Genomic DNA, 22,134 nt, shown 5'->3' on the forward strand with positions numbered 1-22,134 from the left:
AGATAAGAACAAAAAAAATCCGGACAAAGCTGGGCTGGTCCGGATTCTGTTATGCGCGCTGGCGGCTCAGACTGCAACAACAGCCTTGCGGCGGCGCGCCATGAAGCCCAGCAAGCCCAGTCCACCGATCAGCATGCCCCAGGTCGCTGGTTCCGGCACGGCCGACACCAGCGATACGCCATCGAGCAGCATGAACGGTGGCGCGCCCGTCGGGCTGCCCTTGGCCATGAACGACAGCAATTCGCTGCTGTTCGTGGCCGTGAAGGTCATGCTGGCCTGGTGCCAGCCCGTGAAGCCCTGGCTGACGTTGGCCAGCGATGCCGTCTGCTGCTTGCTGCTGCCCAGCGCAACGTCCCAGTAATTGACGAGGTTATCGCCGCGGAAGCCCACTTGCTGGCCCGCGCCATACGAAAAACTCAGGGTGTAGGCATGGCCGGCCACCAGGCCGCTGACCAGCTGCGTGACGGGACCAGGGAAATAATCCCAGTCGGCAGCCAGCACATTGCCGCCCGTGGGGCTGACACCCAGCCCGTTTTTCGGTCCCGCGCCGCTATACGAATTCGGGCCCCACAAGGCCAGCGCCGTCGCGGCATTGGTGTCGTCGATGTTGTTACCGTTCAAGACGAAGTTATAGCCCTTGCTGGACCAGTCGCTCAGGTAGGTGCGGTCCGCGCGGGCGTAGGTGCCTTCGTTCAGCTGTTTCGAGGTGCCGTTGCTGGTCAGTTCGAAATCGCCATTCTTGACCAGGTTGGTTGTGGCGGCCTGGGCAGCAGTGACGCACAGGGAAGCGGCGGCCAGCGCCAGCAAGATAGATGTTTTACGCATGATAAAGCTCCAAAAGTGACAGGGTAGTGTTGCAGTCTGTCGGCGAGCTTTTGGCCAACGTTGGATTCAATCGCGGAAGGGCGAGAAAGGTATTGCGGAGACAGCGGTGGTGTCTCGTTGAAGCGATTATAGCAGTGTTTGGTAAAACGGCATCTAACATGTTTTGAAAACAACAAATATTTTTAGATGGTAATCTTGCCAGAGTTGAATTTTTTACATGCCATGCGCGGCTACAGCTGCGACTCGATCGGCAGCCAGCGCATCACGCACACCAGCATGCGGCGCCAGATGCCTGCTTCCGGGTCGTGCGTCCACACCTTGGCTGGCTCTTCTGTGGCGTCGGACCAGCGCAGGGCGCCGTTGTCGAGGAGCAAACGATAGCTGGTGTCGCTAGCCGTCGAGTGCAGGAACAGCGTGCGCATGTCGGCCGCCAGTGCGGCGTCGTTGAACAGCACGCCCATCTCCGTATTCAGCTGGGCCGAGCGGGGATCGAGGTTGAAGGAGCCGACGAAGCCCCGCTGGCCGTCGACCACCACGGCCTTGGTATGCAGGCTGGCGCGGCTCGAACCCATCAGGCTGATGCGCTTGCGGTGCAGGGTCTTCAATTCATACAGCTCGATGCCGCCACCTAGCAGCTCCTGGCGGTAGCGCGCATAACCCGCATGCACGAGGGCCACGTCGGTGGCGGCCAGCGAGTTGGTCAGTACCTGGACCTTGACGCCGGCCGCGACTTTTTCGCCCAAGGTCTGCGTCAGCGCCGTGCCGGGCACAAAATAAGGTGAGGTCAGCAGCGCTTCTTCGCGCGCGTCCGTCAGCAGGGGCAGCAAGCTGTGCATGAGCCAGTGCTCGCTGCGCTGCAAACTGGCCACGGGCGCGGCTTTTTCCGGAGGGTCAGACAGCACTTGCACTTGCCCGCTCCAGTGCAGGCGTATCCGGCCGTCGAGGTGGGCTTGCAACTGGCCCGTATCCGTCAGTTGCCGCAGGTAGGGCGAGGCGCCCAGTTCGCCCGTGAGCGCGTCGAGGCGGGCGCGCACAGCCTGCAATTCCGGCGCGCCTGCGTTCTTATCGGCGTGCAAGGCGCTGATGGGGATGACGGCGCGGCTGTTCCAGAAGCGGTCGAAGATATCGCTCGTCTGCTGCACGGCGGGTCCCACCAGCAGCAAGTCCGCATCCTGGAAATTGACTTGCTCGGCGGCATCAAAGTATTCATCGCCGATATTGCGCCCGCCGACGAGGGCCACCCTGCCATCGACGATCCATGCCTTGTTGTGCATGCGCCGGTTCAGGCTGACGGCGCGCAAGGCCATTTCCACGGCGCGCAACCAGATGCCGTCGCGGTTGCGGCCCGGGTTAAACATGCGCACGTCGATCAGCGGGTGGCTGTCGAGCGCGAGGATGGCGGCGTCCTGGCCCCGCGCATTGATATCGTCGAGCAACACGCGCACGCGCACGCCGCGGTCGGCCGCGCGCAGCAGTTCGCGCACCAGCAGGCGTCCCGTGACGTCGTTATGCCAGATGTAGTACTGCAGGTCGAGGCTGCGTCCCGCTTCGCGCGCGCTCAGTGCGCGCAGGGCGAAGGCTTCCAGATTGTCGTCGATCAGGGCCGTGCCGCTGTGGCCCGGGCGTTGCGCCAGTTGCGGCGCCAGCACGCGGTCGAGCAGGGTGGCGTCTGCCGCCACGGGCAAGGCCATCCCTGGCGCACCCAGCGACCGCTCGGCGAAACGCCCATAGCTGTACAGGGCGCCGATGCTGAGCACGGTAAACAAGGTGGCCAGCAGCAGCAATTTGACGAGCATGCGGCGCACCGTCAGCGGGCCGCGGACATGCTGCGGCGCGAGGAAAGCTTGGCGGTGTGGGGCATGCGGACTCTTTCAGCTGGATGGCAACAGCCGATTGTAGCAGTTTCTACAATGCACGATTTTCAGGCCGAGCCCGCCGGCAGCCGCGCCAGGAAGCCGTGAATCTGCGACACCACGGCCGCCCCTTCGCCGACGGCGGCGGCCACGCGCTTGGTCGAGCCGGCCCGCACGTCGCCGATGGCGAACACGCCCGGCACGCTCGTTTCCAGCGCGGCCCGCTCCGGCAAGTCGGGGGAATACACCACGTGGCCGTGGCCATGGGCGCGGCATTCGGCGCGCGTGACGTCGAAGCCCGTGCGGATGAAACCCTGCTCGTCGACGGCCACGGCGCAGTCGTGCAGCCAGTCCGTGTTCGGATCGGCGCCGACGAAGAGAAACACGCGGCGCACGGCGCAATCGGCTTCCTCGCCCGTACGGTTGTTGCGCCAGCGCACCTCCGTCAAGCCATCGTCGTCGCCTTCGAGGGCGATGATTTCCGTGTGCGTGTGCAGGGTGATGTTGGGCGTGGCGGCGATGCGCTCGATCAGGTAGCTCGACATGCTGGCCGCCAGCCCTTCGCCGCGGATCACCATGTGGACCTTGGCGGCGTGGCCGGAGAGAAACACGGCCGCCTGGCCGGCCGAATTGCCGCCGCCGACCAGGATGATCTCTTCCTGCCGGCACAGCTTGGCTTCGATGGGCGAGGCCCAGTAATACACGCCCCGTCCCTCATACGTTTTCAGGTTCGCCAGCGAGGGACGGCGGTAGCGCGCGCCGCAGGACAGCACCACCGTGCGGGCGCGCACCTGGGTGCCGTCGCACAGATTGACGCGCAGCGGCCAGGTGTCGCAGAGCAAGTTGGCGGCGCTGGCCGGAGTGGCGATCTCGACGCCGAATTTTTGCGCCTGCACGTAGGCGCGTCCTGCCAGCGCACGGCCGGAAATACCGGTAGGAAAGCCCAGGTAATTTTCGATGCGCGCGCTGGCGCCCGCCTGGCCGCCATACGCGCGCTGTTCCAGGGCCAGCACGCTCAAGCCTTCGGATGCCGCATACACGGCCGTGGCCAGACCGGCAGGACCGGCGCCCACCACCAGCACGTCAAAAATCTTGTCGCCGGACAAATCGGGCAGCATGCCCAGGCAGCGTCCCAGTTCCGCATTGCCGGGATTCTTCATGATCTTGCCATCAGGACAGACCACCAGCGGCCATTCCTGCGGCGTGGGCTGGTAGCGCTCGGCCAGCGCGGCGGCGGCCGCATCGGTGGCCGGGTCGAGTACTGTGTGCGGATGGCCATTGCTCGATAAAAAGCTTTGCAGATGGAACAGATTGCCATTGCCGCGCGGTCCCACCAGCACGGGGCCGCCCGAATTGGACTCGATCAGCGCCACGCGGCGCAGGATCAGGGCGCGCACGATGCGTTCGCCCATCTCCGCCTCGGCCACGATCAGTGCGCGCAAGGATTCCGAACTGATGTCGAGCAATTCCACCGCACCCACGGCGCTGCCGTTGACGAGGGTAGGGCGGCCGGACAATTGCGCCACCTCGGCAATGAAGTGGCCGACACCCACTTCGCGCAGCTGCGACGCCTGCCCCAGCACCTCGTGGCGCTTGATGCTGACCCGCCCCGACAGTATCACCAGCATGCCGAAACTGCTGCTGCCCGCCTCGAACAGCGTATCGCCATCGGCAAAGTGCTGCCGCGTGCCATAGCGCTGCAAGCGCTGCAGTTCGGGCGCATTGAAGACGGGCGAGATCTGGTGGCTGCGGCCCTGCAAGTCGAGCGTGGCGAACTGGACGGGATCGTCCTGCGTCGTTTCGGGAATGAATTCGGGTGTGCTGCTGGCCATGGCGAGTCCGTTCGAAGACTGAATAAGCAAATAACAAAAATAACTAACAGTGACGAGTCTAGCGCATGCGGCGCGCGCCTGCCGCAATATCCCTGGCGCACGCCCGGAAATGGCGGCGCGGCAGGCGTCATGCGGCATGTGGCGGCGCAGCCGGACGCGCCCGCGGGCCCGGATGCCGGCGCCGATGAGCGATACACCGTCCAGCATCTCATATTAGAATGGGTCTTTGTTGAATCCACTCAAACAGACACGATGGCTTACAAGACACTTGAAGATACGATAGGCAATACCCCGCTGGTGCAGCTGACGCGCTTGCCGGGTGCCGATGCGCTTGCGCGCAACAACGTCATCCTTGGCAAGCTGGAGGGTAATAATCCGGCCGGCTCCGTAAAGGACCGCGCTGCCATGTCCATGCTCAAGCGCGCCGAAGAGCGCGGCGTCATCAAGCCGGGCGATACCCTGATCGAGGCGACCAGCGGCAATACGGGCATCGCACTGGCCATGGCCGCCGCCTTGCGCGGCTACAAGATGCTGCTCTTGATGCCGGATAACCTCAGCGTGGAGCGCCGCCAGAGCATGGCTGCCTACGGCGCCGACATTTTACTGACGCCGAGGACGGGCGGCATGGAATATGCACGCGACCTGGCCGAGCAGATGCAGAAGGATGGCCGCGGCGTGATCCTCGACCAGTTCGCCAACGAAGACAATTCGCGCGCCCACTATGAAAGCACGGGACCGGAAATCTGGCGCGACACGGAAGGCCGGATCACGCATTTCGTCAGCGCCATGGGCACGACGGGCACCATCATGGGCGTGTCGCGCTATTTGAAAGAGCAGAATCCCGCCATCCAGATCATCGGCGCCCAGCCCGAGGAAGGTTCGCAGATCCCCGGCATCCGCAAGTGGCCGGAAGCATACTTGCCGAAAATCTACGACAAGTCGCGCGTCGACCAGGTGGAATACGTGAGCCAGGGCGTGGCCGAGCGCATGGCGCGCAGCCTGGCCGCGGAAGAGGGCTTGTTCTGCGGCATCTCGGCAGCCGGCGCCTGCGAAATTGCGCTGCGCATCTCGCAAACGGTGGAAAACGCGACGATCGTGTTTGTCGTATGCGACCGTGGCGACCGCTATCTGTCCACAGGTGTTTTCCCTGCGTAATGGTGTAATTGAATTGATATCGGCCAGAACGGCCTGAGAACTGCTGGAAATACCCCCTCCCCATGGCGGGGAGGGAAAACCTGCGAAACTGGCAGGATCAGCCTTGTGGCGTTTCGCCTTCTTTTGGCTTGAATTGCTTGTCGCTGATGCGGAATTTGTTGCGGCGGTCACCCATCAGGTAACGCAGGTCGCGGATGCTCAGGTCGCTGACTTCGTGCATGCGGATCAGCAGCGATGCGCCGACCGGCAGGCGGTGGTGGCGGATTTTGCTGATGACTGGTGGCGCCACTTCCAGCGCGCGGGACAGGGCTGCGTCGTTTTTCAGGCGCAGGTTTTCGATCAGGGTATCGAGCAGTCTGTTTGGGTTGTATTGAAGCAGATCGTCGGAGTCCGAATCGCTGTTCATATCAATGCCGACTTGGTTTGTCATGATGTTATTGTTCCTTCTGTAGTTGCACTGCAAAGTAAAAAACACTCGGAGCTCGCTCTTGCTGCGTTCATGTTCATTCTTTACTAAAAGGAACGAATTCACACACGGTACGATCCGGGATACAGTTTTTCATGATATATACACAATTGTACAACAGGATTCAATTTCAGGCGGGAAAGCCCGATAATCTTGCCTGGTACAGAATCGGTGTTGTCTAGCTGCAACACCTATTTATTCTTTATTATGCTCTATGATAGAACAAAAATTGTACTTTGACAAAAGTTAAGTATAAAACCATTTCCGTATTCCGTGCCGCACAAAGGCTGGCGAGCAAGGCTGGCACATGTTATCGGCCCTTACCATAGACCTGTTTTCTGGTCGCTTCAATATCGCTTACGCTTTCTTACAAGTAATATTATAACTTTACACTGACTTTCGGTTAGCGTGCGCGCACTTGACTGATGGCCTTGCCCAAGTCAATCACTGACATGGCATAAAAATAACTTCTGTTGTACTGAGTTATAGCAAAGAAGTTATTGGTTGCCAAGTGATACTCAGTTGCTTCTGAACCATTTTGCAAGTCGATCAAGCCAAACAACATGTTCTGAGGCGTGGAAGGGGCGGCACTCACGCCAGCTTCCTGCAATTCCGCCAGCCGGTACTTCGCCTGCAAGCCCTGGCCGATGAACTTTTCCCACGCGCGGCTGGCCGAAACGGTGACGGGATACGTGCTGATGGCCGGATCGTCGCGCCGCCAGCCGTGTTCGACGAGGAAATGCGCGACGCTGCCGATGGCGTCGGCCGTCGAATTGCGCAGGTCGATGTGACTATCGCCATCGAAGTCCACCGCATATTTCATGATGCTGCTAGGCATGAACTGGGGCAGGCCGATGGCGCCCGCATACGAACCGAGCAGGGTCAAGGGATCGATGCCATCCTTGCGCGCGTACAGCAGCGCGTTTTCCAGTTCTCCCTTGAAAAACTCCATGCGCGCGGCCCGCGTCGGGCTTTCCGGATAGGAAAACGCCAGGGTGGTCAGCGCGTCGAGCACGCGGAAGCGGCCCGTATTGCGTCCGTACACGGTTTCCACGCCGATGATGCCGACGATGATCTCGGCCGGCACGCCATATTCGCGTTCGGCGCGCGCCAGCGCTTCCGCGTTCTCTTCCCAGAATTTCACGCCCGCATTGATGCGCACCGGCTCGATGAAGCGGGCGCTGTAAGCTTGCCAGTTCTTTGGCTTGCCCGGCGGGGCTGGCTTCATCAGTTGCACGGTCGACTCGACATAGCGCACCTTGCCGATCAGGGTATCGAGTTCGGCGCGGTCAAAGCCGTGCTTGGCGGACATGTCGTCGAGGAAGGCGCGTACTTCTTTCCAATTGGCATAGTCGACAAATTCGCCTTCGAAGTCGAATTTCGCCGGTGCTTTCTTCGTCGCCGGCTTGCCAGCCACCTTCTTGACGGGCTGGGCCTTGGCCGCGCGCACGGCACGGGCGCGGTCGGCAGCGGAAATGTTGCTGTTTTCGCCAGCGTGCGCGGTGGACAGGCATAGGGGAAGGGAGAGGAGCAGGGACAGGGCGGAGTATTTGATCGGTAACAAGGAGCGTCTCATCGGCATTGGGTTAACAGGCGGCGCAAGCTGCGCCGCGCGCGGAGTTGTTCGTCTGGGTTGGCATTACCATACTTCATCGCGGCATAGATTGCCAGAAACTGTGCGATGGCGGCGTGCGCCTCTTGTGTGGCCTTGCCCGCGGCCAGCCGGGCAGCATAACCGTGCGGGCCTTCATGCGGCGCACGGCTGTAGCCGCGCCGCGCCTGCTGGCGGCAAAATTGCCCGTACAGGATGTCGAGCGGATCGCCTTGCCGGGCTTGCCACCACCAGACCAGTACGCCCGCCAGGGCGCACAGCAGGGCCAATACGGCACAAGCGAGTGCCAGCTTTTTCGCTGGCACGTTTTTCAAGCCATCGAGGATGGCGCGCTGGCGTTGCGGCGAGGTGTCGAGCACCCAGCTGCTCCAGGCGTGCTCGGCTTGCTGCCATTGCTGGCGCCACGCGGCAACCGCCCCGTGCGCGCCGCCATCGAGGCCGGCCAGGGCGCGCCATGCCGTCAGCGGCGACGGGGCCGGCGGCAGGGCGGCATCAAGGTTGCGCTCCGTGCGCAGGGGCGCGACGGCGCTGGTGGGATCGATGCGCACCCAGCCCCGGCCCGCCAGCCACACTTCGCTCCAGGCATGGGCGTCTGACTGGCGCACGCTCAAGTTGTTGCCTGTCCCGTTGCGCAGGCCGCCCTGGTAGCCCGTGACGACGCGCGCGGGTATGTCCATGGCACGCATCAGCACGACAAAGCTGCCGGCGTAATGTTCGCAAAAGCCCGCCTGCGTGGTGAACAGGAAGTCATCGACGCCATGCTTGCCCAGCAGCGGTGGCTGCAAGGTGTAGCGGAAGGGCGCACGGCGGAAGTGCTGCAACACGGCGGCGATGGCGTCGGCGGGCGCCAGCGCCTGCGCGCCATGGCCGCGCAATGCGCGGGCCCAGGCCACGCTGCGCGGATTGCTGCCAGCAGGCAAGGCCAGCCATGGCTGTTGCTGCGCGACCGACAAGCCTGCCTGCAGCCGGTAGCTGGGCTGGGAACTGGCGCGGTAACGCACGGTCGAAGTAATGGGTTGTACGGTCAGCACTTCCAGCGCGGACGACACGACATACGGATTGCCGGGCAAGCGTTCAATGCTGCGCGGCACGTCGAGCGCGAAGATGCGCCGCTGGCCGCTCGCTTGCAACGTCACTTCGTACTGGCTGGGCTGGCCTTCCAGCGCGATGTCTATCCGGCTGTCGCCGGCAGGCGTGCGCCGGCCGGCGCCCCTGCGCGTCCAAGTGGCGCCATCGTAGTCGCCCAGCACCACGCCGCGCCAATACAACTGGTCTTGCGGCGGGATAGCTGTGCTGAAATCGGCAGTAAAGACGGGTTCGCTTGACAGGGCCAGCGAGGCGATGGCGCCCGGCTGCATGCTGTCGGACAAGCCCGTGCGCGCCTGCGGGCCTTCTTGTGCCGTGCCCCACAGGGGGCCGTCGATGCGTGGCACGGCAAGAAACATCAGGGCCGACAGGGGAATGGCCAGCGCCAGCATGCGTCCCAGCAAGCCCAGCCTTTGCGCCAGGCGCGGTTGCACGGCGCCGTACTGGGCCGACAACAGGCAGGCCAGCAAGACGATGACGGTGGCCAGCATCCAGGCGGCGCTGAGGATGCCTTGCGCATGAAAGAAGTTTGCCAGCAGGAGGAAAAAACCGAGGAAGACAAAGACGAAGATGTCGCGCCGGCCATGCATTTCCAGCGATTTCAAGGCCAACAGCAAGACCAGCATGGCCACGCCCGCATCGCGTCCCAGCAGTGTGCCATAGCTGGCGTAGACGGCGGCGATGCCCAGCAAAGCCAGCGGCGCGAGCACAGCTAGCTGAGGCTGGCGCCGGCCCCGCACGGTGATGACGGCGCGCCACAGCAGCGGCGCGGCAGCGGCGGCCGACAGCCACGGGGGCAGGTGCAGCGCGTGCGGCGCCAGCACCATGGCGGCGGCCAGCAACAGCAGCAGGATGTCGGCCTTGTCACGCGGCAAGTTGGCCAGCCATTGCCTCATGCCATGGCCTCATCCTGTGGCAAATCGTGCGGCACATCATGCAGGGCCAGCGCGCGCAGGCAGGCGTCGCGCTGGCTGGCGCCCAAGGCAGGCGCCAGAGTCAGCGTGCCCAGGCGCAAACCATACGGCAAGCCCGTGCGTTCCGCCTGCAGCACCCAGGCGGCCAGGCGCGACAGGCGCGCTTCCGGCGCCAGCGCGTGCAGGGCGGCATGATCGAACACGATGCTGCCACGGGCTGCGCCCGTCTGTGCGTCGGCGGCAGGCTGGAATTGCTTGCTGAATAAATGCTCGCCATCATGCCGGGCGATCTGGCGCCAGGCCAGGCGGTGCAAGGGATCGCCGGGCTGGTAGGCGTGCACGCCCGCCAGTTCCAGGGCGCCGCCGGAGGAGCGTAATTGTTGTGTTTGCTGCGGCTGTTGCACCGTGCCGGCCGGCAAGGGCAGCGGCGGCGCGTTCTGCTCGGGCTGCGGATATACGAGCAAGCGCGCTTCGGGTTGCCAATGGCACCAGGCAATAAACAGGCCCAGCGGGAAACTGCCGGACAGGCGCATGGAGGGCGCATCGAGCCAGCCGCGTTGCCGCGCCGCCACGACGATGCTGACGGACGTTTCCCCGTAGGCGGCGATATCTGCCTGGCCGGGTGCTGCAGTGGAATTGATCACGGCCAGCCGGATCGCATGGCGCGGGCGCGTGCTGCGGTTGATCAGGCGCAAGGTGAACGTGGCCTGGCTGCCCGCGAACACGGGCTCGCCCGGCGTGGCGGCCAGCGCCAGGCCCGCCAGGTTGCGGCTGGCAAACAGCATGTCGGCGATGGCGCAGGCGGCCGCGAAATACGTCAGCGCGTAGCCCAGGCCCAGATGGTAATTGACGGCGGCGATCCACAGCGCCAGCAGCAGCGCGGCAAAGGCCAGGCCCGCGCGCGAGGGGCGGATGTGCACGCGCTGCGCGCCCAGCCAGGGGCGCGCCGGCAGCCATCGGATATCGCGCAGGCGCACGGCTGTCAGACGGGTGTCGCCAGCAGCAATTGCTGCAGCAGGCTGCGGCTGTCCGTGGACCCTTGCGCGGCATGCAGGCGGTGGGCGCAGACGGGAATGAGTACGGCTTGCACATCGTCGGGCGTGACGTGGTCGCGTCCGGCCAAGGCGGCCCAGGCGCGCGCCGCCTGCAGCAAGGCCAGCGCGGCGCGCGGGCTCAGGCCATCGGCAAACACGCCCGGCGCACGGGTGGCATGCACGAGGGCCAGCACGTAGTCGACGACGGCAGGCGAGGCGTGGATGGCGCGCAGGTCCGCTTGCGCCTGCAGCAATTCTTCCGCGTTCATCACGGCCGGCAAGGTTTGCAGCATGGCGCGGCGGTCGGCGCCCAGCAGCAGTTCCCGTTCGGCGGCCGCATCGGGGTAGCCCAGGGTGACGCACATGAGAAAACGGTCGAGCTGCGACTCGGGCAGGGGGAAGGTGCCCAGCTGGTGCGCGCAGTTCTGCGTGGCGATGACGAAAAACGGCTGCGGCAGGGCGCGCGTGACGCCATCGAGACTCACTTGCCGCTCTTCCATCGCTTCGAGCAAGCCCGATTGCGTCTTCGGCGTGGCGCGGTTGATCTCGTCGGCCAGCAGCACCTGGGTAAACAGGGGGCCAGGGTGGAAGATGAAACTGCCACTGCCCCGGTCATACACGCTCATACCGGCCACGTCGGCAGGCAACAGGTCGCTGGTAAATTGCTGGCGCTTCCATTGCAGGCCCAGCGAGATGGCCAGCGCGTGGGCCAGGGTCGTCTTGCCCACGCCGGGCACGTCTTCGATCAGCAGGTGGCCGCCTGCCAGCACGCAGGCGAGGGTCTGGCGGATCTGCAATTGTTTGCCGACGAGAACTTCGCCGATCTGCCGTGCGGCCTGGTGTATTTTCGAAAACATGCTATTTCTATCACAGTAAGACGGATTATTTAATTTACAATCGCTTTGGCCAGGTCAAGCCGTGCCGCCCGCCCGTGCCGCGCACGTGGTAGATTAGTGCAGCGGCGGCACAGACCAGCCAGTGATTTTATGCGAGAACGCGCAGGGCGAACAGGAATGCCATGCAGTGTTCCAGTATGCACAGAGAATGGACAGAGACAGAGGTAACCAGTACAGCGCATGAGCACAGCCATTTATACCCATCCCGATTGCCAGCGCCATGAAATGGGCGACTGGCATCCCGAATCGCCGGCCCGCTTGCAGGCCATCAACGATCAATTGATCCTGGCGCATATCAGCGACCTGGTCGAGCACCGCGACGGCGTGCGCGCGCAATTGTCCGATATCGAGCGCAACCATAGCGCCACGGCCATCGGCCTCGTGCGCGACAACGTGCCGCCGGCGGGCGACTATTACCCGCTCGATGGCGACACCCTGCTCAACGCGCACAGCTACGACGCGGCGCTGGCGGCGGCAGGCTCGGCCGTGGCAGCCACCGATGCCGTCATCGACGGCGAGATCAGCAACGCCTTTTGCGCGATCCGCCCGCCTGGCCACCATGCGCGTCCCAGCGAACCCATGGGTTTCTGCCTGTTCAATAATATCGCCATCGCCGCCAAGCATGCGCTCGACGTGCGCGGGCTGGAACGGGTCGCCATCGTCGACTTCGATGTGCACCATGGCAATGGCACGGCCGAGTCCGTGGCGCACGACCCGCGCATCCTGATGGTCAGCTTTTTCCAGCACCCGTTCTATCCGTACAGCGACGTGGAATCGTATACGGACACGCGCGTCAACGTGCCCGTGCCGGCCCGCTCGAAAGGCGATGCCGTGCGCCAGTTGGTGCTCGACCATTGGCTGCCCGCGCTGCACCGGCAGCAGCCGCAGATGATTTTCATTTCCGCCGGTTTCGATGCCCACCGCGAAGACGACGTGGGCGGCATGGGCCTGGTGGAGGCCGACTACACGTGGATGACGCAGCAAATGATGGCCGTGGCCAGGCAGTATGGCAAGGGCCGCATCGTCAGCTGCCTGGAAGGGGGCTACAACCTGTCGTCCCTGGGCCGCAGCGTGGCCGCGCACGTGAAGGCGCTGGCGGAGCTGTAAGGGGGCAGGGTTACTACAGCAAGGTGGGCCGGCTGCGGGAATTCGTGTGGCGGTGCGTCTGGTAGTCGAGCGCGTCGCCAGCCATGAAGCGGCGCCAGGCTTGCGTGTAGACGAGCGATGATTTATCCGCGTCGAAGCTGTCGAGCTGCAACATGTCGCGGTGGTGCTTGATTTCATTGACCAGCTGGTCATACAGCACTTGCAAGCCATAGCTGTCGGCGCTCTGGCGCTTCAACCGCTCTTCCAGCTGCGCCACTTGTCCCTGCAATTGCCGGCATTCTTTCTTCCAGTCATTGCGCGGCACGCGCTTGGGCGCCGTGCCAGTGTGTTCCATCATCATATCGAACTATCCCCATCGCATATTTCCCTGGCGGGAGCCAGCCTGGAAATAATTGCTTTTCATTTAAGAGGCGATATTAGAGCATACTTTTTTGTTTCTTTCAGTAAATATAAGAATCCATGTGGAAATAATTGACCTGGCTTTCCGGGTGCGCCTTACTGGTGCTGCGCCGCCTGCAAGGGCGCAGCCGGGGCGGCTCCGGCCATTTTTCCGTCGTCGGCGTAGGTCAGGGTGAGCAGGGTATTGTCGTCCCAGTTCACGTCATGCAGCGGCGGCACATAGCGCTGCCGGTCTTCCGTGACGCGGATGTCCAGCGTGCGCTCGCCCGAGCGCGCCTGCACGGCAAGCAGCTTGCGGGCCACGGGAAACGGCACGTGGATCAGCGACGAGTGGCACGGTCCGCCCGCCAGGCGGAACAGGTTGCGCCGGACAAAGGACAATTCATCCTGCTCGACGGCCCAGCGGATTTCACATTCCAGGCGCAGGTCGCCCAGGCGGCGCACATTCTGTGGCAGGCCCGGCGTGTGGATGTCGGCGCGCCAGCGCAAGGTGTCGCGCTTCTTGTTGCTGACCAGGTCGGCATTCGCATCGTAGGCGGTCTTGTCGCGCGACAAGGTGAAGCCGCCGTCCGCTGCCAGCGGCACGGGGATCGACAGGTTATCGGCCGACAGGTGCAGGGTCACGCCATCGAGCCTGGCCTGGGGTGTGGCGGGAATCAGCATGAAGCGCAGCGGCGCGCCCGGCGCCAGGCGCTGGTGATCGGCATACGCGTCGAGCCCCTTGAGCATGGTGCGGTAGGGACGCAGGTCGGGATCGCGCGTGCTTTGCACGTCGACGATCTGCTGCATTTCCTGGTTTGCCGCGTCGCCTGGTGCCGCCGGTTTTTCCTGGGCCATGGCAGGCAGCAGGCAGGCATACAGGGAGGCGAGGAGGCAAAAGCGGGAAAAGTGCATGGAATGCGTGTCAGGTTAAGCGTGCGATGGGGAACCGGCCAGGCTGGACGGACTGCGAATCTTATCATTCATGTAACTGCCAAATTATCACCAATTGTCTCGTTCGTGTCGCACGGCTGGCGCTGGCGGCGGAAAATGGGACGTCGGGGCGGCAACCACGTAAAATAGCGGATTGACCGAACGATTTTGAAAGCAAGAGCATGGCGATACAATGGTACCCAGGACATATGAACGCGGCCCGCAAGAAAGCGGCCGAGACCATGGAAAACACCGATCTGGTGATTGAAGTGGTGGACGCGCGCCTGCCGGCAGCCAGCTGCAATCCCATGGTGGACGAGCTGCGCCTGTTCCGCCAGCGTCCTTGCCTGAAAATCCTCAACAAGACCGACCTGGCCGATCCTGCCGCCACTGCCGCCTGGGTGGCCTATTTCAATGCCCAGGAAGGCGTGACCGCATATGCGATGACGACCAAGAAGCCGGGCGACGTGGCGCGCATTCCGGACCTGGCCAAATCGCTGGCGCCGCACCGCGGCGTGCCGACGAAGCCGCTGCGCATCATGATCATGGGCATCCCCAACGTGGGCAAATCGACCCTGATGAACGCGCTGCTGAAAAAGCGCGTGGCCAAGGTGGGCGACGAGCCGGCCGTCACCAAAATGCAGCAAAAGCTGTACCTGGACAAGAACACGATTTTGGTCGACACGCCCGGCATGCTGTGGCCGAAGATCGCCATCCCCAGCGACGGCCTGATGCTGGCGGCCAGCCACGCGATCGGCTCGAACGCGCTGATCGAAGAGGAAGTGGCCGTATTCCTGGCCGAGGAATTGCTCAAGCGCTACCCGGACTTGCTGGCAACCCGCTATGGCACCAAGGTCGATGAAGTCGACGCCATCGGCGTGGTCGAAGGCATCGCCGCCAAGCGCGGTTTCCGCATCAAGGGCGGCGATTACGATTTCGAGAAAGCGTCGCACACCCTGCTGCTCGACTACCGCAGCGGCATCCTGGGACGCATTTCGCTGGAAACGCCGGACACGCGCGCGGCCCTGCTGGCCCAGCACGCGGCCGAGATGGCGGAAAAAGCGGCCAAGGCAGCGGAGATCGCCGCCGAGAAGGCGAAGAATGCGGCGCGCGGCAAGCGCGGCACGTAAGTAACCGCTTCACCATGAAAAAAGCGCCGCGACAGCAATGTCGCGGCGCTTTTTTCATGCGCTATCCGATTATCCGAATTTGAAACTGGTCACCGCCAGCGCCCCAAAGAAATTCTCCTCGTGGTACACCACCTGCGCCGCTTCCTGCTCGGCCGCGCCCAGCGCCACCATCAGCGGCAGCAGATGGTCTTCCTGCGGATGGGCCTGGCGCGCGCCCGGCGCCTGGTCCCAGGCCAGCAATTGCGCCAGCCTTTGTTCTGGCGGCAAGGCCATGGCCTGTCGCAGCCAGGCGTCGAACTGGTGCGAGGCGACGGCGCCCGCCTGGCCGAACTGGCGCAGGTTATGGTAAGACAGGCCGCTGCCGAGTATCAGCACGCCTTGCCGGCGCAGGCTGGCCAGCGCGCGTCCCACCTCGATGTGCGTGAGCGGGTCGTAGCCGTGTTTCAGCGACAGCTGCACCAGCGGCATGTCGGCCTGCGGGTAGATGGGGAACAGGGCGCTGAAGGTGCCGTGGTCGAAACCCCGCTCGTGGTCGAGGCGCGCCGGATGGCCAGCCGCGTCGAGCAACTGTTTGACCTGCGCCGCCAGTTCCGGCGCGCCGGGCGCCGGGTACTGGATCTGGTACGTATGCGGCGGAAAGCCCGAATAATCATAGATCATGCCCGGCCGTGGGCTGGCCGAGACGAGAAATTGCGGCCCTTCCCAGTGTGCCGTGACGACCAGCACGGCTGTCGGTCGCGCGCCGATCTGGCGCGGAATATCCTGCAGCGATGCTTCCAGCACGTCGTAGCGGCCGCCGAACTGGTCTTTCATGAACGGCCACGGGCCGCCGCCGTGCGACAGGAAATACGTGGGGAAGGTGTGCTCTTGCATGGCGGCTCCTGGGGGAATGGCTAACGATGGGACCATGATAGTCATGCGCAGTCAGTTGATCAAGATCGCTATTATTGATATATCATTTCCAATTTGTTGATGATTGGATGGGTATGGATACCTTGCGCAGCATGCGCGTGTTTCGCGCCGTGGTGGAGCTCGACAGTTTCGTGCGCGCCAGCGAGCGCCTCGACCTGTCGCCGGCCATGGTCAGCAAGCACGTGATGCACCTGGAGCGCCACCTGGGCGCGCGCTTGCTGAACCGCAGCAGCCGCCACCTGAGCCTGACGGAAATCGGCAAGGTGTATTTTGAACAGTGCCGCGACATGCTCGACAATCTCGACGAGGTGGAAGCGACGGTCGGCCGCACGACGGTGGTGCCGCGCGGCATGCTGCGCCTGAGCGCGCCCGTCTGGTTCGCCAACGCCATCTTTACGCGCACCCTGGCCGCCTACCGCGAACGCTTTCCGGAAGTCACGTTCGACATCGATTTGAGCGGAAGAGTGGTGAACCTGGTGGAGGAAGGTTTCGACCTGGCCCTGCGCGTGAGCCAGGCGCCATCACCGACCCTGATCGCGCGGCCCATCGGCAGCATCGAATTCCACCTGGTGGCCGCGCCAGCCTATCTGGCGCGTGCGGGTCACCCGCACCTGCCGCAGGACCTGGCGCGGCACGCCATGATCAGCTATTCCTTGTTGGCGAACGGCAATGAGCTGGCCTTCGACGGGGTACAGGGGCGCGAGACGGTGAAGTTCTCGCCCGTCCTGCAATGCAATAACGAAAGCCTGCTGCACGCGGCCGCGCTCGACGGCATGGGCATCGCCCTGCTGCCGTCGTGGCAGACGGATGCGAACCTGGCGGCGGGGCGGCTGGTGCGCCTCTTCGACGATTTCAAGCTGGCGGGCGGCAGCGTGTATGCCGTCTACACGAGCCGCCGCTACCTGTCGTCGAAGGTGCGCACCTTCATCGACTTTCTCGCCGATGAGGGGCGTCTGGGGAGTTGATTACGCGAGCGAGCGCTTGACGTCGATCAGCGCGAACAGGCGGGCGCTGCGCATCCATGCCAGCACCAGCGCCGCCAGCTGCGTCACCAGCAGGCCGGCCACGATGGCCAGCGGGCCGGGCGCGGCCAGGTTCAGGCGCGCCACGCCCAGCAGCGCATACAGCGCCAGTCCCAGCACGGTGATGACGAGGTAGATGGCCAGGCTGGCCAGCGGACGCCGGCGCAGCATGCCGAGGCCCCGCCACCATGCCTTGACGGCCGAGGTGCGGCGACGGTCGACGGCCAGGGCCGCGCGGCCGGCGTCGAGCGTGGCGCAGGCCAGCAGGAACAGCAAACCCGTCAACAGCAAGGCCAGGTGACGGGCCAGGTCCGCATCGGCTTCCAGGATGGCTTTCGCCGCGTGCTTGTCGGCCAGTTTCAGCGCGCCGGCGCCGATCGTCAGCGCCAGGCCCAGCGGCACGATGCTCCACAGCAGCATGCGCAGCATGCGGCCGTATTCGCTGAATGCGCCCGTCAGCAGGGGACCGAAGCCGGGTGGCGCAGGCGCGCGCGCGGCCGTCACCACCAGGCCGCTCAGCAGCGGCGACAGCAGCAAGGCCAGCACGATGCCCGTGATGGCGGCCTGGCTGATGGCGGCGCCGTTGCGTCCCGCATTGGCCACCAGGTCGGCCAGGGTCATCAGGTCGAGCTGGTGCGCCAGGGCCGCCGCATGCACGGCGTTATCGAGGCTGGCGTTCAAGGTGCGCCAGAGGGGAATGACGGCAAGGATGGCGGGGATCAGCAGCAGGCCCGCCCACAGCAGCAGCAAGCGCCATTGCAGGGCGGCGCGGCTGGCGCGCGTGGTCCGGGTCAGGCCGCTGGCCCGTGTCGTGGAAGTGGCGCTCATACGATGGCAATCAGGGAAAGGAGGTATTGGAAGGCGGCGGCAAGGTCGAAGCTCCAGCGCTGCGAGGCGGATTTGTCTGCCTTCAAGGTGCGGCTGTCATCGAGCTTGTTGACGTCGAGGTAGTGCACGCGGTCGGGGTCCAGTTCGGCCGAGACGGCCTTCACGGGCTTGCTCCAGGTGTAGCGCTGCCACAGCTGCTCGTTATCCCAGACCACGCGTTCGGACGTGCCGTCGGCGAACTTCACCAGCAGCACCTGCGGCACGGGCGCGCCGCGGCGGCGCAGGACCACGCTGGTGAGATAAGGATACGGTCCCGTGCCCGGCTTGGCGTCCGGATGCGCCTTGTCCCACGCCTCGCGTACCTTTTTCTCCTCTTTTTCCAGCGCTTCGGCCGTATGCTCCACGCGTTTGCCGTTCACCAGTGCCATGCCGGCCAGGGGCGTCTGCTCTTCGCTGGTGAAGATGCCGATGCGGTCGTCGATATTCGCGCTGGCATAGACTTGCTGCGCGAAGACCTGTTCCACGATGCGCCGCTGGCCCGTCGCCTCGGCCAGCGTTTCGCGCAGGTCGGCCACGCTCGGGTGGCGGAATTTCCACTGTTCGTAGTAGGCCTTGAAGCCCCGTTCCATGGCTTCGCTGCCGATGCGCGCTTCCAGGTCGCGCATGGTGATGGCCGTGCGGCTGTAGACGGGCCCCACGCCCTGCAGGCGGTCCCACGCATTCTGGCCCAGCGGATCTGCCGCATCCTGGCGCGGTGCGGCCATGCGTTCGAATTCGAAGACCTTGAAGACGGGATCGAAGCCCAGGCGCTTGAGCAGGGGCGTGGTGGCGTGGATGTGCTGGCCGCGCGCGCGCAGCATGCGCTGGTCCCAGTATTCGTTCAAGCCTTCGTCGAGAAGGGGTTCCTCGAATTCGTTCGACGCCAGGATGCCATAGAAATAGCCATGGCCGAATTCATGGATGGTGACGAAATCGAGGCCGAATTCGGGTATGGTCTTCGGCTGCAGGTTGGCGTAGCTCGAGGCCGTGATGAAGGTCGGATATTCCATGCCGCCCGCTTCGGCCGCATTGAACGGCGGGATCACCACCGTCAGGGTCTTGTACGGATACGGGCCCAGGGTGCGCGAGAAATACGTGAGCGCATCCTTGGCCGCCTGCAGCGCCGGCGCCGCGTTCGATGCGTATTCGGGCGGGTACAGCACCTTGATGGCCACCGGCGGACTGCCGGGGCCGCTCCAGCTGCCCGTCAACGGCTGCGCGCTGCGCTTGTCGGCCGTCCAGGCGAAATCGTGCACGTCGCCCTGCACATAGTGATGCGTGAGCATGCCGTTCTTTTCCTGCGGCGCGCCTTGCAGCTCGCCCGTGGCGCCCACCGTGTACTCCTTGGGCACGGTCAGCTTCACGTCATAGTTGCCGAAATTGGCGTAGAACTCCGAATTGAGGTGGAATTCATGCGCATTCCAGCGCGGCGCGGTGGCGCCCCGTTCGCCGGGCAATTCCAGCACCGCGATCTTGGGGAACCACTGGCCCACCAGGTGGAAGCTGCCGAAATAGCCGGTGCGCGCGATGACGCGCGGCAGCTGGTCGAAGAAGCGGATGTCGAGCGTCGTCTCGGCGCCCGGCGCGACGGCCTGCGGCAAGTCGACGCGCACCACGGTGCGGTCGGTGGCCGGGCCGTTGTCGGGCTGGACGAAATGCCAGGGCGCCTTGGCGCCGTTCTGCGTCATGCTGCGCAGTTCGATGTAGCCCCATTCGCCGTCGCGCGTGTCGACGCCCGAGCGGAAGCCCGTATCGAGCTTGCGCTTCTCGGTGAAGAAGGTCGAATGCTCGCCTTCGAACGCGTTCAGGTACAGGTGCAGGTAGACGCTGCTGACGGCTTGTGCGCTGCGGTTGCGCCAGCGTAGTTTCTGCTGGCCGGCTATGGTGTGCTTGACGGGATCGAGCGTCGCTTCGATCTGGTAATCGACCACGCGGTCCGACAGGGTCGCTTGCGCGCCCGTGCGCGCACCGCCCCAGGCGTTGCTGGCGCTGGGCGTGCTGACGGCGGAAGCGTGCGGCGACGCCAGGGCGATGCCGTCGGCGGACGGCGCCAGCGGCGTGGGCGCGCTGGCCGCCTTGCCTTGGCCCGGCTGGGCGAACAGGTCGGCCTGCAGGGCCAGGCCGGCCAGCAGCAGGGCGGCGATGGAGAGGGCTTTGAGCTTGCCCGAGATGGGAAAAAAACCAATGCTGCGGCGCGTGCCGCGGGGACTTGGCGGCCCCTGGCGCGTTGTGCTACGACTTTCCATGCGTGACTCCCACAGTGACTTCTTATTGTTGATTTTTAAATGCAGTCGGCTGCGCCCAGGATCGCCGGGCGCAGCTTAATATACCTACAAAAATGCCAAATCACCAATAAAATATTGGCATATGGAAAGTACCATCGGGCCGGCGCTTGCGGCGCCGCGCGCCGTGCGTATAATGATTCGCTTTTGCCATCCCCCCGTCCCACCAGCGTGCGTCCGCGCCGCGATGACGCCTCAAGCCTGCCGCCATGATGCCTGCTCCTCCCGTCCTGACCATTGCCGTGCGCGCCTTGCTGCTGTGCGCCCTGGCCATGCCGGCGTGCGCGCAGGATGGCGTGGATGGCGGCGCGGCCGGCGTCACGCATGGCGACTTGTCCGCCGAGCTGGCGCAGGGCGGCCAGCACAGCGTGCGCGGCGCCTTGTCGCGCGAGCAGGGCGGCATGACGCTCGATGTGGCCATGGACGGACTGCGCAATGGCAATTACCGCGATGGCAGCGTGTTTCACCAGCGCGGCTTCAATGGCGGCGCGGAATGGAAGGTGCGGCAGGGCCGCTTCGGCTTCAGCGCCGACCAGCTGAACCAGGACACCAGCTATCCCGCGCCCGAGGCGCCGTTCCTGGCCATGCTGGCGGCCCGCCCGGAAGACCTGTACCGCTATGAAGTGCGGCGCGTCAGCGCCTTCGTGCAGCGCTATGTGGGCAGTTTCGAGCTGGGCGTGGAACTGTCGCAGCGGGAAAAGCGCGCCACGGCCCACTATGCGGGCGAGGAGGGCAGCAGCGAATCGAGATACAGCAGCCGCCGCCGGCAGCTGGCGCCGCGCCTGCGCCATTACGGCAAGGTGGGCGGCGTGGGCACGGATACGGAAGTGGGCCTGGACCTGATGCAGTGGCAGCGGCGCTCGGGCAGTGATGGCGATGGGCAGCGCCGCCAGTATTCGCGCGCGCTGCTGCTGCGCGAGGAGCTGGCCTTCGGCGGCCTGTATGCGCCGCGCCTGTTGCTGGGACTGCGGCATGAACAGTTCCAGCTCGATCCAGCCGACATGCCCGCCGGCGGCAGCGACTGGGAAAACCAGAATGCCTGGGACGTGCAGGGCAGCCTGCAATTGCGCCCGCAACTGAGCGTGTACGCCAAGGCTGCGCGCAGCTACCGCATCGACGACGATGGTTATACCCGTGCCGGCTACCGCCCCCTGGCGGGACAGCTGCGGCGCGAAATGGAAGTGGGCGCCACCTTCGGCGACGTGGCGCGCAGCGCTTCCGTGCGCGTGTTCAGCGAGCGCCTGAGCAACCAGATCGTTTTCGACCAGAGCCTGGGCCAGCTGGGCTTTGCGGGCAACCTCGACCCCTCGCGCCGCGACGGCATCGCCATCGAGGCCAGCATGGCGCTGGCGCGCGACTGGCGCCTCGACGGGCAACTGCGGCAAGTGCATGCGCGCTATGACGATTACGCCTATGACGGCCCGGATATCGCCCTCGTGCCGAAAACCCTGGCCAGCCTGCGCCTGTACTGGACGGGACAGGCCGGCGCCAGTGCCGACATGGGCGTGCAATGGCTGCGCGCGCTGCGCTACGGTCCCGATTTCGCCAACAGCTGCCTGGCGCAAGTGCCTGCGTTTGCCACCGTGGACGGGCGCTATGTGCGCAAGCTGGGCGCCTGGGAGCTGGAACTGGCCGGCAGCAACCTGGCCAACCGCCGCCATTACGGCGATGCGCCAGGCTGCCGCTCCAGCATTTATCTCAAGGATGCGCGCCAGCTGCGCGTGTCGGCGCGCTACCATTTTTGAGGCGCGGGCGCGGCGGGGCTTAAATGCGGCTTAAGCGGGCGCAAACCGGGGCGATAAAGACGGTTTTTTTCCGCCCGGGCTTCAT

18 protein-coding genes are annotated in these 22,134 nt (G+C 64.5%); 5 read left to right on the forward strand and 13 right to left on the reverse strand.

Translation table 11 applies throughout. The features are described from left to right. Positions 1-66 precede the first annotated feature (66 nt). The 3 genes from U0004_RS07965 to U0004_RS07975 all read right to left on the reverse strand — a co-directional run bounded on the left by U0004_RS07965 (position 67) and on the right by U0004_RS07975 (position 4,510). Positions 67-825 (reverse strand): PEPxxWA-CTERM sorting domain-containing protein, encoded by a 759-nt coding sequence (locus U0004_RS07965; RefSeq protein ID WP_070257577.1) that lies wholly within the window; start codon positions 823-825, stop codon positions 67-69. A gap of 230 nt (positions 826-1,055) precedes the next feature. Beyond that, positions 1,056-2,621, reverse strand: a complete 1,566-nt coding sequence (locus U0004_RS07970) for a phospholipase D family protein (protein WP_070257578.1) — start codon at positions 2,619-2,621, stop codon at positions 1,056-1,058. Between the two features lie 125 nt (positions 2,622-2,746). Continuing rightward, positions 2,747-4,510, reverse strand: a complete 1,764-nt coding sequence (locus U0004_RS07975) for an FAD-dependent oxidoreductase (protein WP_070257579.1) — start codon at positions 4,508-4,510, stop codon at positions 2,747-2,749. A gap of 252 nt (positions 4,511-4,762) precedes the next feature. Between U0004_RS07975 and cysM the strand changes: the two genes are divergently transcribed. Next, on the forward strand, positions 4,763-5,665 hold the full coding sequence (gene cysM / locus U0004_RS07980; RefSeq protein ID WP_034782030.1) for a cysteine synthase CysM: 903 nt from the start codon (positions 4,763-4,765) through the stop codon (positions 5,663-5,665). 97 nt (positions 5,666-5,762) lie between these two features. On the opposite strand, the gene U0004_RS07985 is transcribed toward cysM, so the two are convergent. From U0004_RS07985 to U0004_RS08005, 5 genes are all read right to left on the reverse strand, one after another. Next, positions 5,763-6,095, reverse strand: a complete 333-nt coding sequence (locus U0004_RS07985; protein WP_034751784.1) for a hypothetical protein — start codon at positions 6,093-6,095, stop codon at positions 5,763-5,765. Between the two features lie 439 nt (positions 6,096-6,534). After that, a complete protein-coding gene (mltB, locus tag U0004_RS07990) occupies positions 6,535-7,695 on the reverse strand; it encodes a lytic murein transglycosylase B (protein WP_081345702.1) in 1,161 nt (386 codons plus the stop codon). Positions 7,696-7,703: 8 nt separating this feature from the next. Continuing rightward, complete coding sequence (locus U0004_RS07995) at positions 7,704-9,725, reverse strand: transglutaminase TgpA family protein (protein ID WP_070257581.1); 2,022 nt, start codon at positions 9,723-9,725, stop codon at positions 7,704-7,706. Further along, positions 9,722-10,720, reverse strand: a complete 999-nt coding sequence (locus tag U0004_RS08000; RefSeq protein WP_070257582.1) for a DUF58 domain-containing protein — start codon at positions 10,718-10,720, stop codon at positions 9,722-9,724. The genes U0004_RS07995 and U0004_RS08000 overlap by 4 nt, the downstream gene beginning before the upstream one ends. A 5-nt stretch (positions 10,721-10,725) precedes the next feature. Next, a complete protein-coding gene (locus tag U0004_RS08005; RefSeq protein ID WP_070257583.1) occupies positions 10,726-11,634 on the reverse strand; it encodes an AAA family ATPase in 909 nt (302 codons plus the stop codon). Between the two features lie 219 nt (positions 11,635-11,853). Between U0004_RS08005 and U0004_RS08010 the strand changes: the two genes are divergently transcribed. Further along, positions 11,854-12,780, forward strand: coding sequence for a histone deacetylase family protein (locus U0004_RS08010; protein WP_034782036.1), 927 nt, complete (start codon positions 11,854-11,856; stop codon positions 12,778-12,780). A 13-nt stretch (positions 12,781-12,793) separates the two neighbouring features. Here the strand turns inward: U0004_RS08010 and U0004_RS08015 are convergent, their stop codons facing one another. Both U0004_RS08015 and U0004_RS08020 read right to left on the reverse strand, forming a co-directional pair. Continuing rightward, complete coding sequence (locus U0004_RS08015; RefSeq protein WP_070257584.1) at positions 12,794-13,120, reverse strand: hypothetical protein; 327 nt, start codon at positions 13,118-13,120, stop codon at positions 12,794-12,796. A 155-nt stretch (positions 13,121-13,275) separates the two neighbouring features. After that, positions 13,276-14,073 carry a hypothetical protein gene (locus U0004_RS08020; protein ID WP_070257585.1) on the reverse strand — a complete coding sequence of 266 codons (798 nt, stop codon included), beginning with the start codon at positions 14,071-14,073 and terminating at the stop codon, positions 13,276-13,278. Between the two features lie 227 nt (positions 14,074-14,300). Between U0004_RS08020 and ylqF the strand changes: the two genes are divergently transcribed. Further along, positions 14,301-15,221, forward strand: a complete 921-nt coding sequence (ylqF, locus tag U0004_RS08025) for a ribosome biogenesis GTPase YlqF (RefSeq protein WP_035825692.1) — start codon at positions 14,301-14,303, stop codon at positions 15,219-15,221. A 69-nt stretch (positions 15,222-15,290) separates the two neighbouring features. Here the strand turns inward: ylqF and U0004_RS08030 are convergent, their stop codons facing one another. Next, positions 15,291-16,094 carry a DODA-type extradiol aromatic ring-opening family dioxygenase gene (locus U0004_RS08030; RefSeq protein WP_115057432.1) on the reverse strand — a complete coding sequence of 268 codons (804 nt, stop codon included), beginning with the start codon at positions 16,092-16,094 and terminating at the stop codon, positions 15,291-15,293. A 113-nt stretch (positions 16,095-16,207) separates the two neighbouring features. On the opposite strand from U0004_RS08030, the gene U0004_RS08035 reads away from it, so the two are divergent. After that, on the forward strand, positions 16,208-17,098 hold the full coding sequence (locus U0004_RS08035) for a LysR family transcriptional regulator (RefSeq protein ID WP_070253493.1): 891 nt from the start codon (positions 16,208-16,210) through the stop codon (positions 17,096-17,098). On the opposite strand, the gene U0004_RS08040 is transcribed toward U0004_RS08035, so the two are convergent. Together U0004_RS08040 and U0004_RS08045 are read right to left on the reverse strand one after the other, a co-directional pair. Then, positions 17,099-17,983 carry a hypothetical protein gene (locus U0004_RS08040; protein WP_070253494.1) on the reverse strand — a complete coding sequence of 295 codons (885 nt, stop codon included), beginning with the start codon at positions 17,981-17,983 and terminating at the stop codon, positions 17,099-17,101. Beyond that, on the reverse strand, positions 17,980-20,268 hold the full coding sequence (locus U0004_RS08045) for a M1 family metallopeptidase (RefSeq protein ID WP_167468639.1): 2,289 nt from the start codon (positions 20,266-20,268) through the stop codon (positions 17,980-17,982). Before U0004_RS08045 ends, U0004_RS08040 begins: the two co-directional genes overlap by 4 nt. A gap of 245 nt (positions 20,269-20,513) precedes the next feature. On the opposite strand from U0004_RS08045, the gene U0004_RS08050 reads away from it, so the two are divergent. Next, positions 20,514-22,049 (forward strand): TonB-dependent receptor domain-containing protein, encoded by a 1,536-nt coding sequence (locus U0004_RS08050; protein ID WP_070253495.1) that lies wholly within the window; start codon positions 20,514-20,516, stop codon positions 22,047-22,049. The last annotated feature ends 85 nt before the right edge of the window (positions 22,050-22,134 follow it).

The sequence above is a fragment of the Janthinobacterium lividum genome, assembly GCF_034424625.1.
Taxonomy (GTDB): Bacteria; Pseudomonadota; Gammaproteobacteria; order Burkholderiales; family Burkholderiaceae_D; genus Janthinobacterium; species Janthinobacterium lividum.

What these genes read in the sequence shown, in the direction of transcription:
- U0004_RS07970 (WP_070257578.1), bottom strand. Translation starts at nt 2,621, where the DNA reads ATGCTCGTCAAATTGCTGCTGCTGGCCACCTTGTTTACCGTGCTCAGC.
- U0004_RS08035 (WP_070253493.1), top strand. Translation starts at nt 16,208, where the DNA reads ATGGATACCTTGCGCAGCATGCGCGTGTTTCGCGCCGTGGTGGAGCTC.
- U0004_RS07975 (WP_070257579.1), bottom strand. Translation starts at nt 4,510, where the DNA reads ATGGCCAGCAGCACACCCGAATTCATTCCCGAAACGACGCAGGACGAT.
- U0004_RS07985 (WP_034751784.1), bottom strand. Translation starts at nt 6,095, where the DNA reads ATGACAAACCAAGTCGGCATTGATATGAACAGCGATTCGGACTCCGAC.
- U0004_RS08050 (WP_070253495.1), top strand. Translation starts at nt 20,514, where the DNA reads ATGATGCCTGCTCCTCCCGTCCTGACCATTGCCGTGCGCGCCTTGCTG.
- U0004_RS07965 (WP_070257577.1), bottom strand. Translation starts at nt 825, where the DNA reads ATGCGTAAAACATCTATCTTGCTGGCGCTGGCCGCCGCTTCCCTGTGC.
- U0004_RS08040 (WP_070253494.1), bottom strand. Translation starts at nt 17,983, where the DNA reads ATGAGCGCCACTTCCACGACACGGGCCAGCGGCCTGACCCGGACCACG.
- ylqF (WP_035825692.1), top strand. Translation starts at nt 14,301, where the DNA reads ATGAACGCGGCCCGCAAGAAAGCGGCCGAGACCATGGAAAACACCGAT.
- U0004_RS08030 (WP_115057432.1), bottom strand. Translation starts at nt 16,094, where the DNA reads ATGCAAGAGCACACCTTCCCCACGTATTTCCTGTCGCACGGCGGCGGC.
- cysM (WP_034782030.1), top strand. Translation starts at nt 4,763, where the DNA reads ATGGCTTACAAGACACTTGAAGATACGATAGGCAATACCCCGCTGGTG.
- U0004_RS08015 (WP_070257584.1), bottom strand. Translation starts at nt 13,120, where the DNA reads ATGATGATGGAACACACTGGCACGGCGCCCAAGCGCGTGCCGCGCAAT.
- U0004_RS08045 (WP_167468639.1), bottom strand. Translation starts at nt 20,268, where the DNA reads ATGGAAAGTCGTAGCACAACGCGCCAGGGGCCGCCAAGTCCCCGCGGC.
- U0004_RS08005 (WP_070257583.1), bottom strand. Translation starts at nt 11,634, where the DNA reads ATGTTTTCGAAAATACACCAGGCCGCACGGCAGATCGGCGAAGTTCTC.
- U0004_RS07995 (WP_070257581.1), bottom strand. Translation starts at nt 9,725, where the DNA reads ATGAGGCAATGGCTGGCCAACTTGCCGCGTGACAAGGCCGACATCCTG.
- U0004_RS08010 (WP_034782036.1), top strand. Translation starts at nt 11,854, where the DNA reads ATGAGCACAGCCATTTATACCCATCCCGATTGCCAGCGCCATGAAATG.
- U0004_RS08020 (WP_070257585.1), bottom strand. Translation starts at nt 14,073, where the DNA reads ATGCACTTTTCCCGCTTTTGCCTCCTCGCCTCCCTGTATGCCTGCCTG.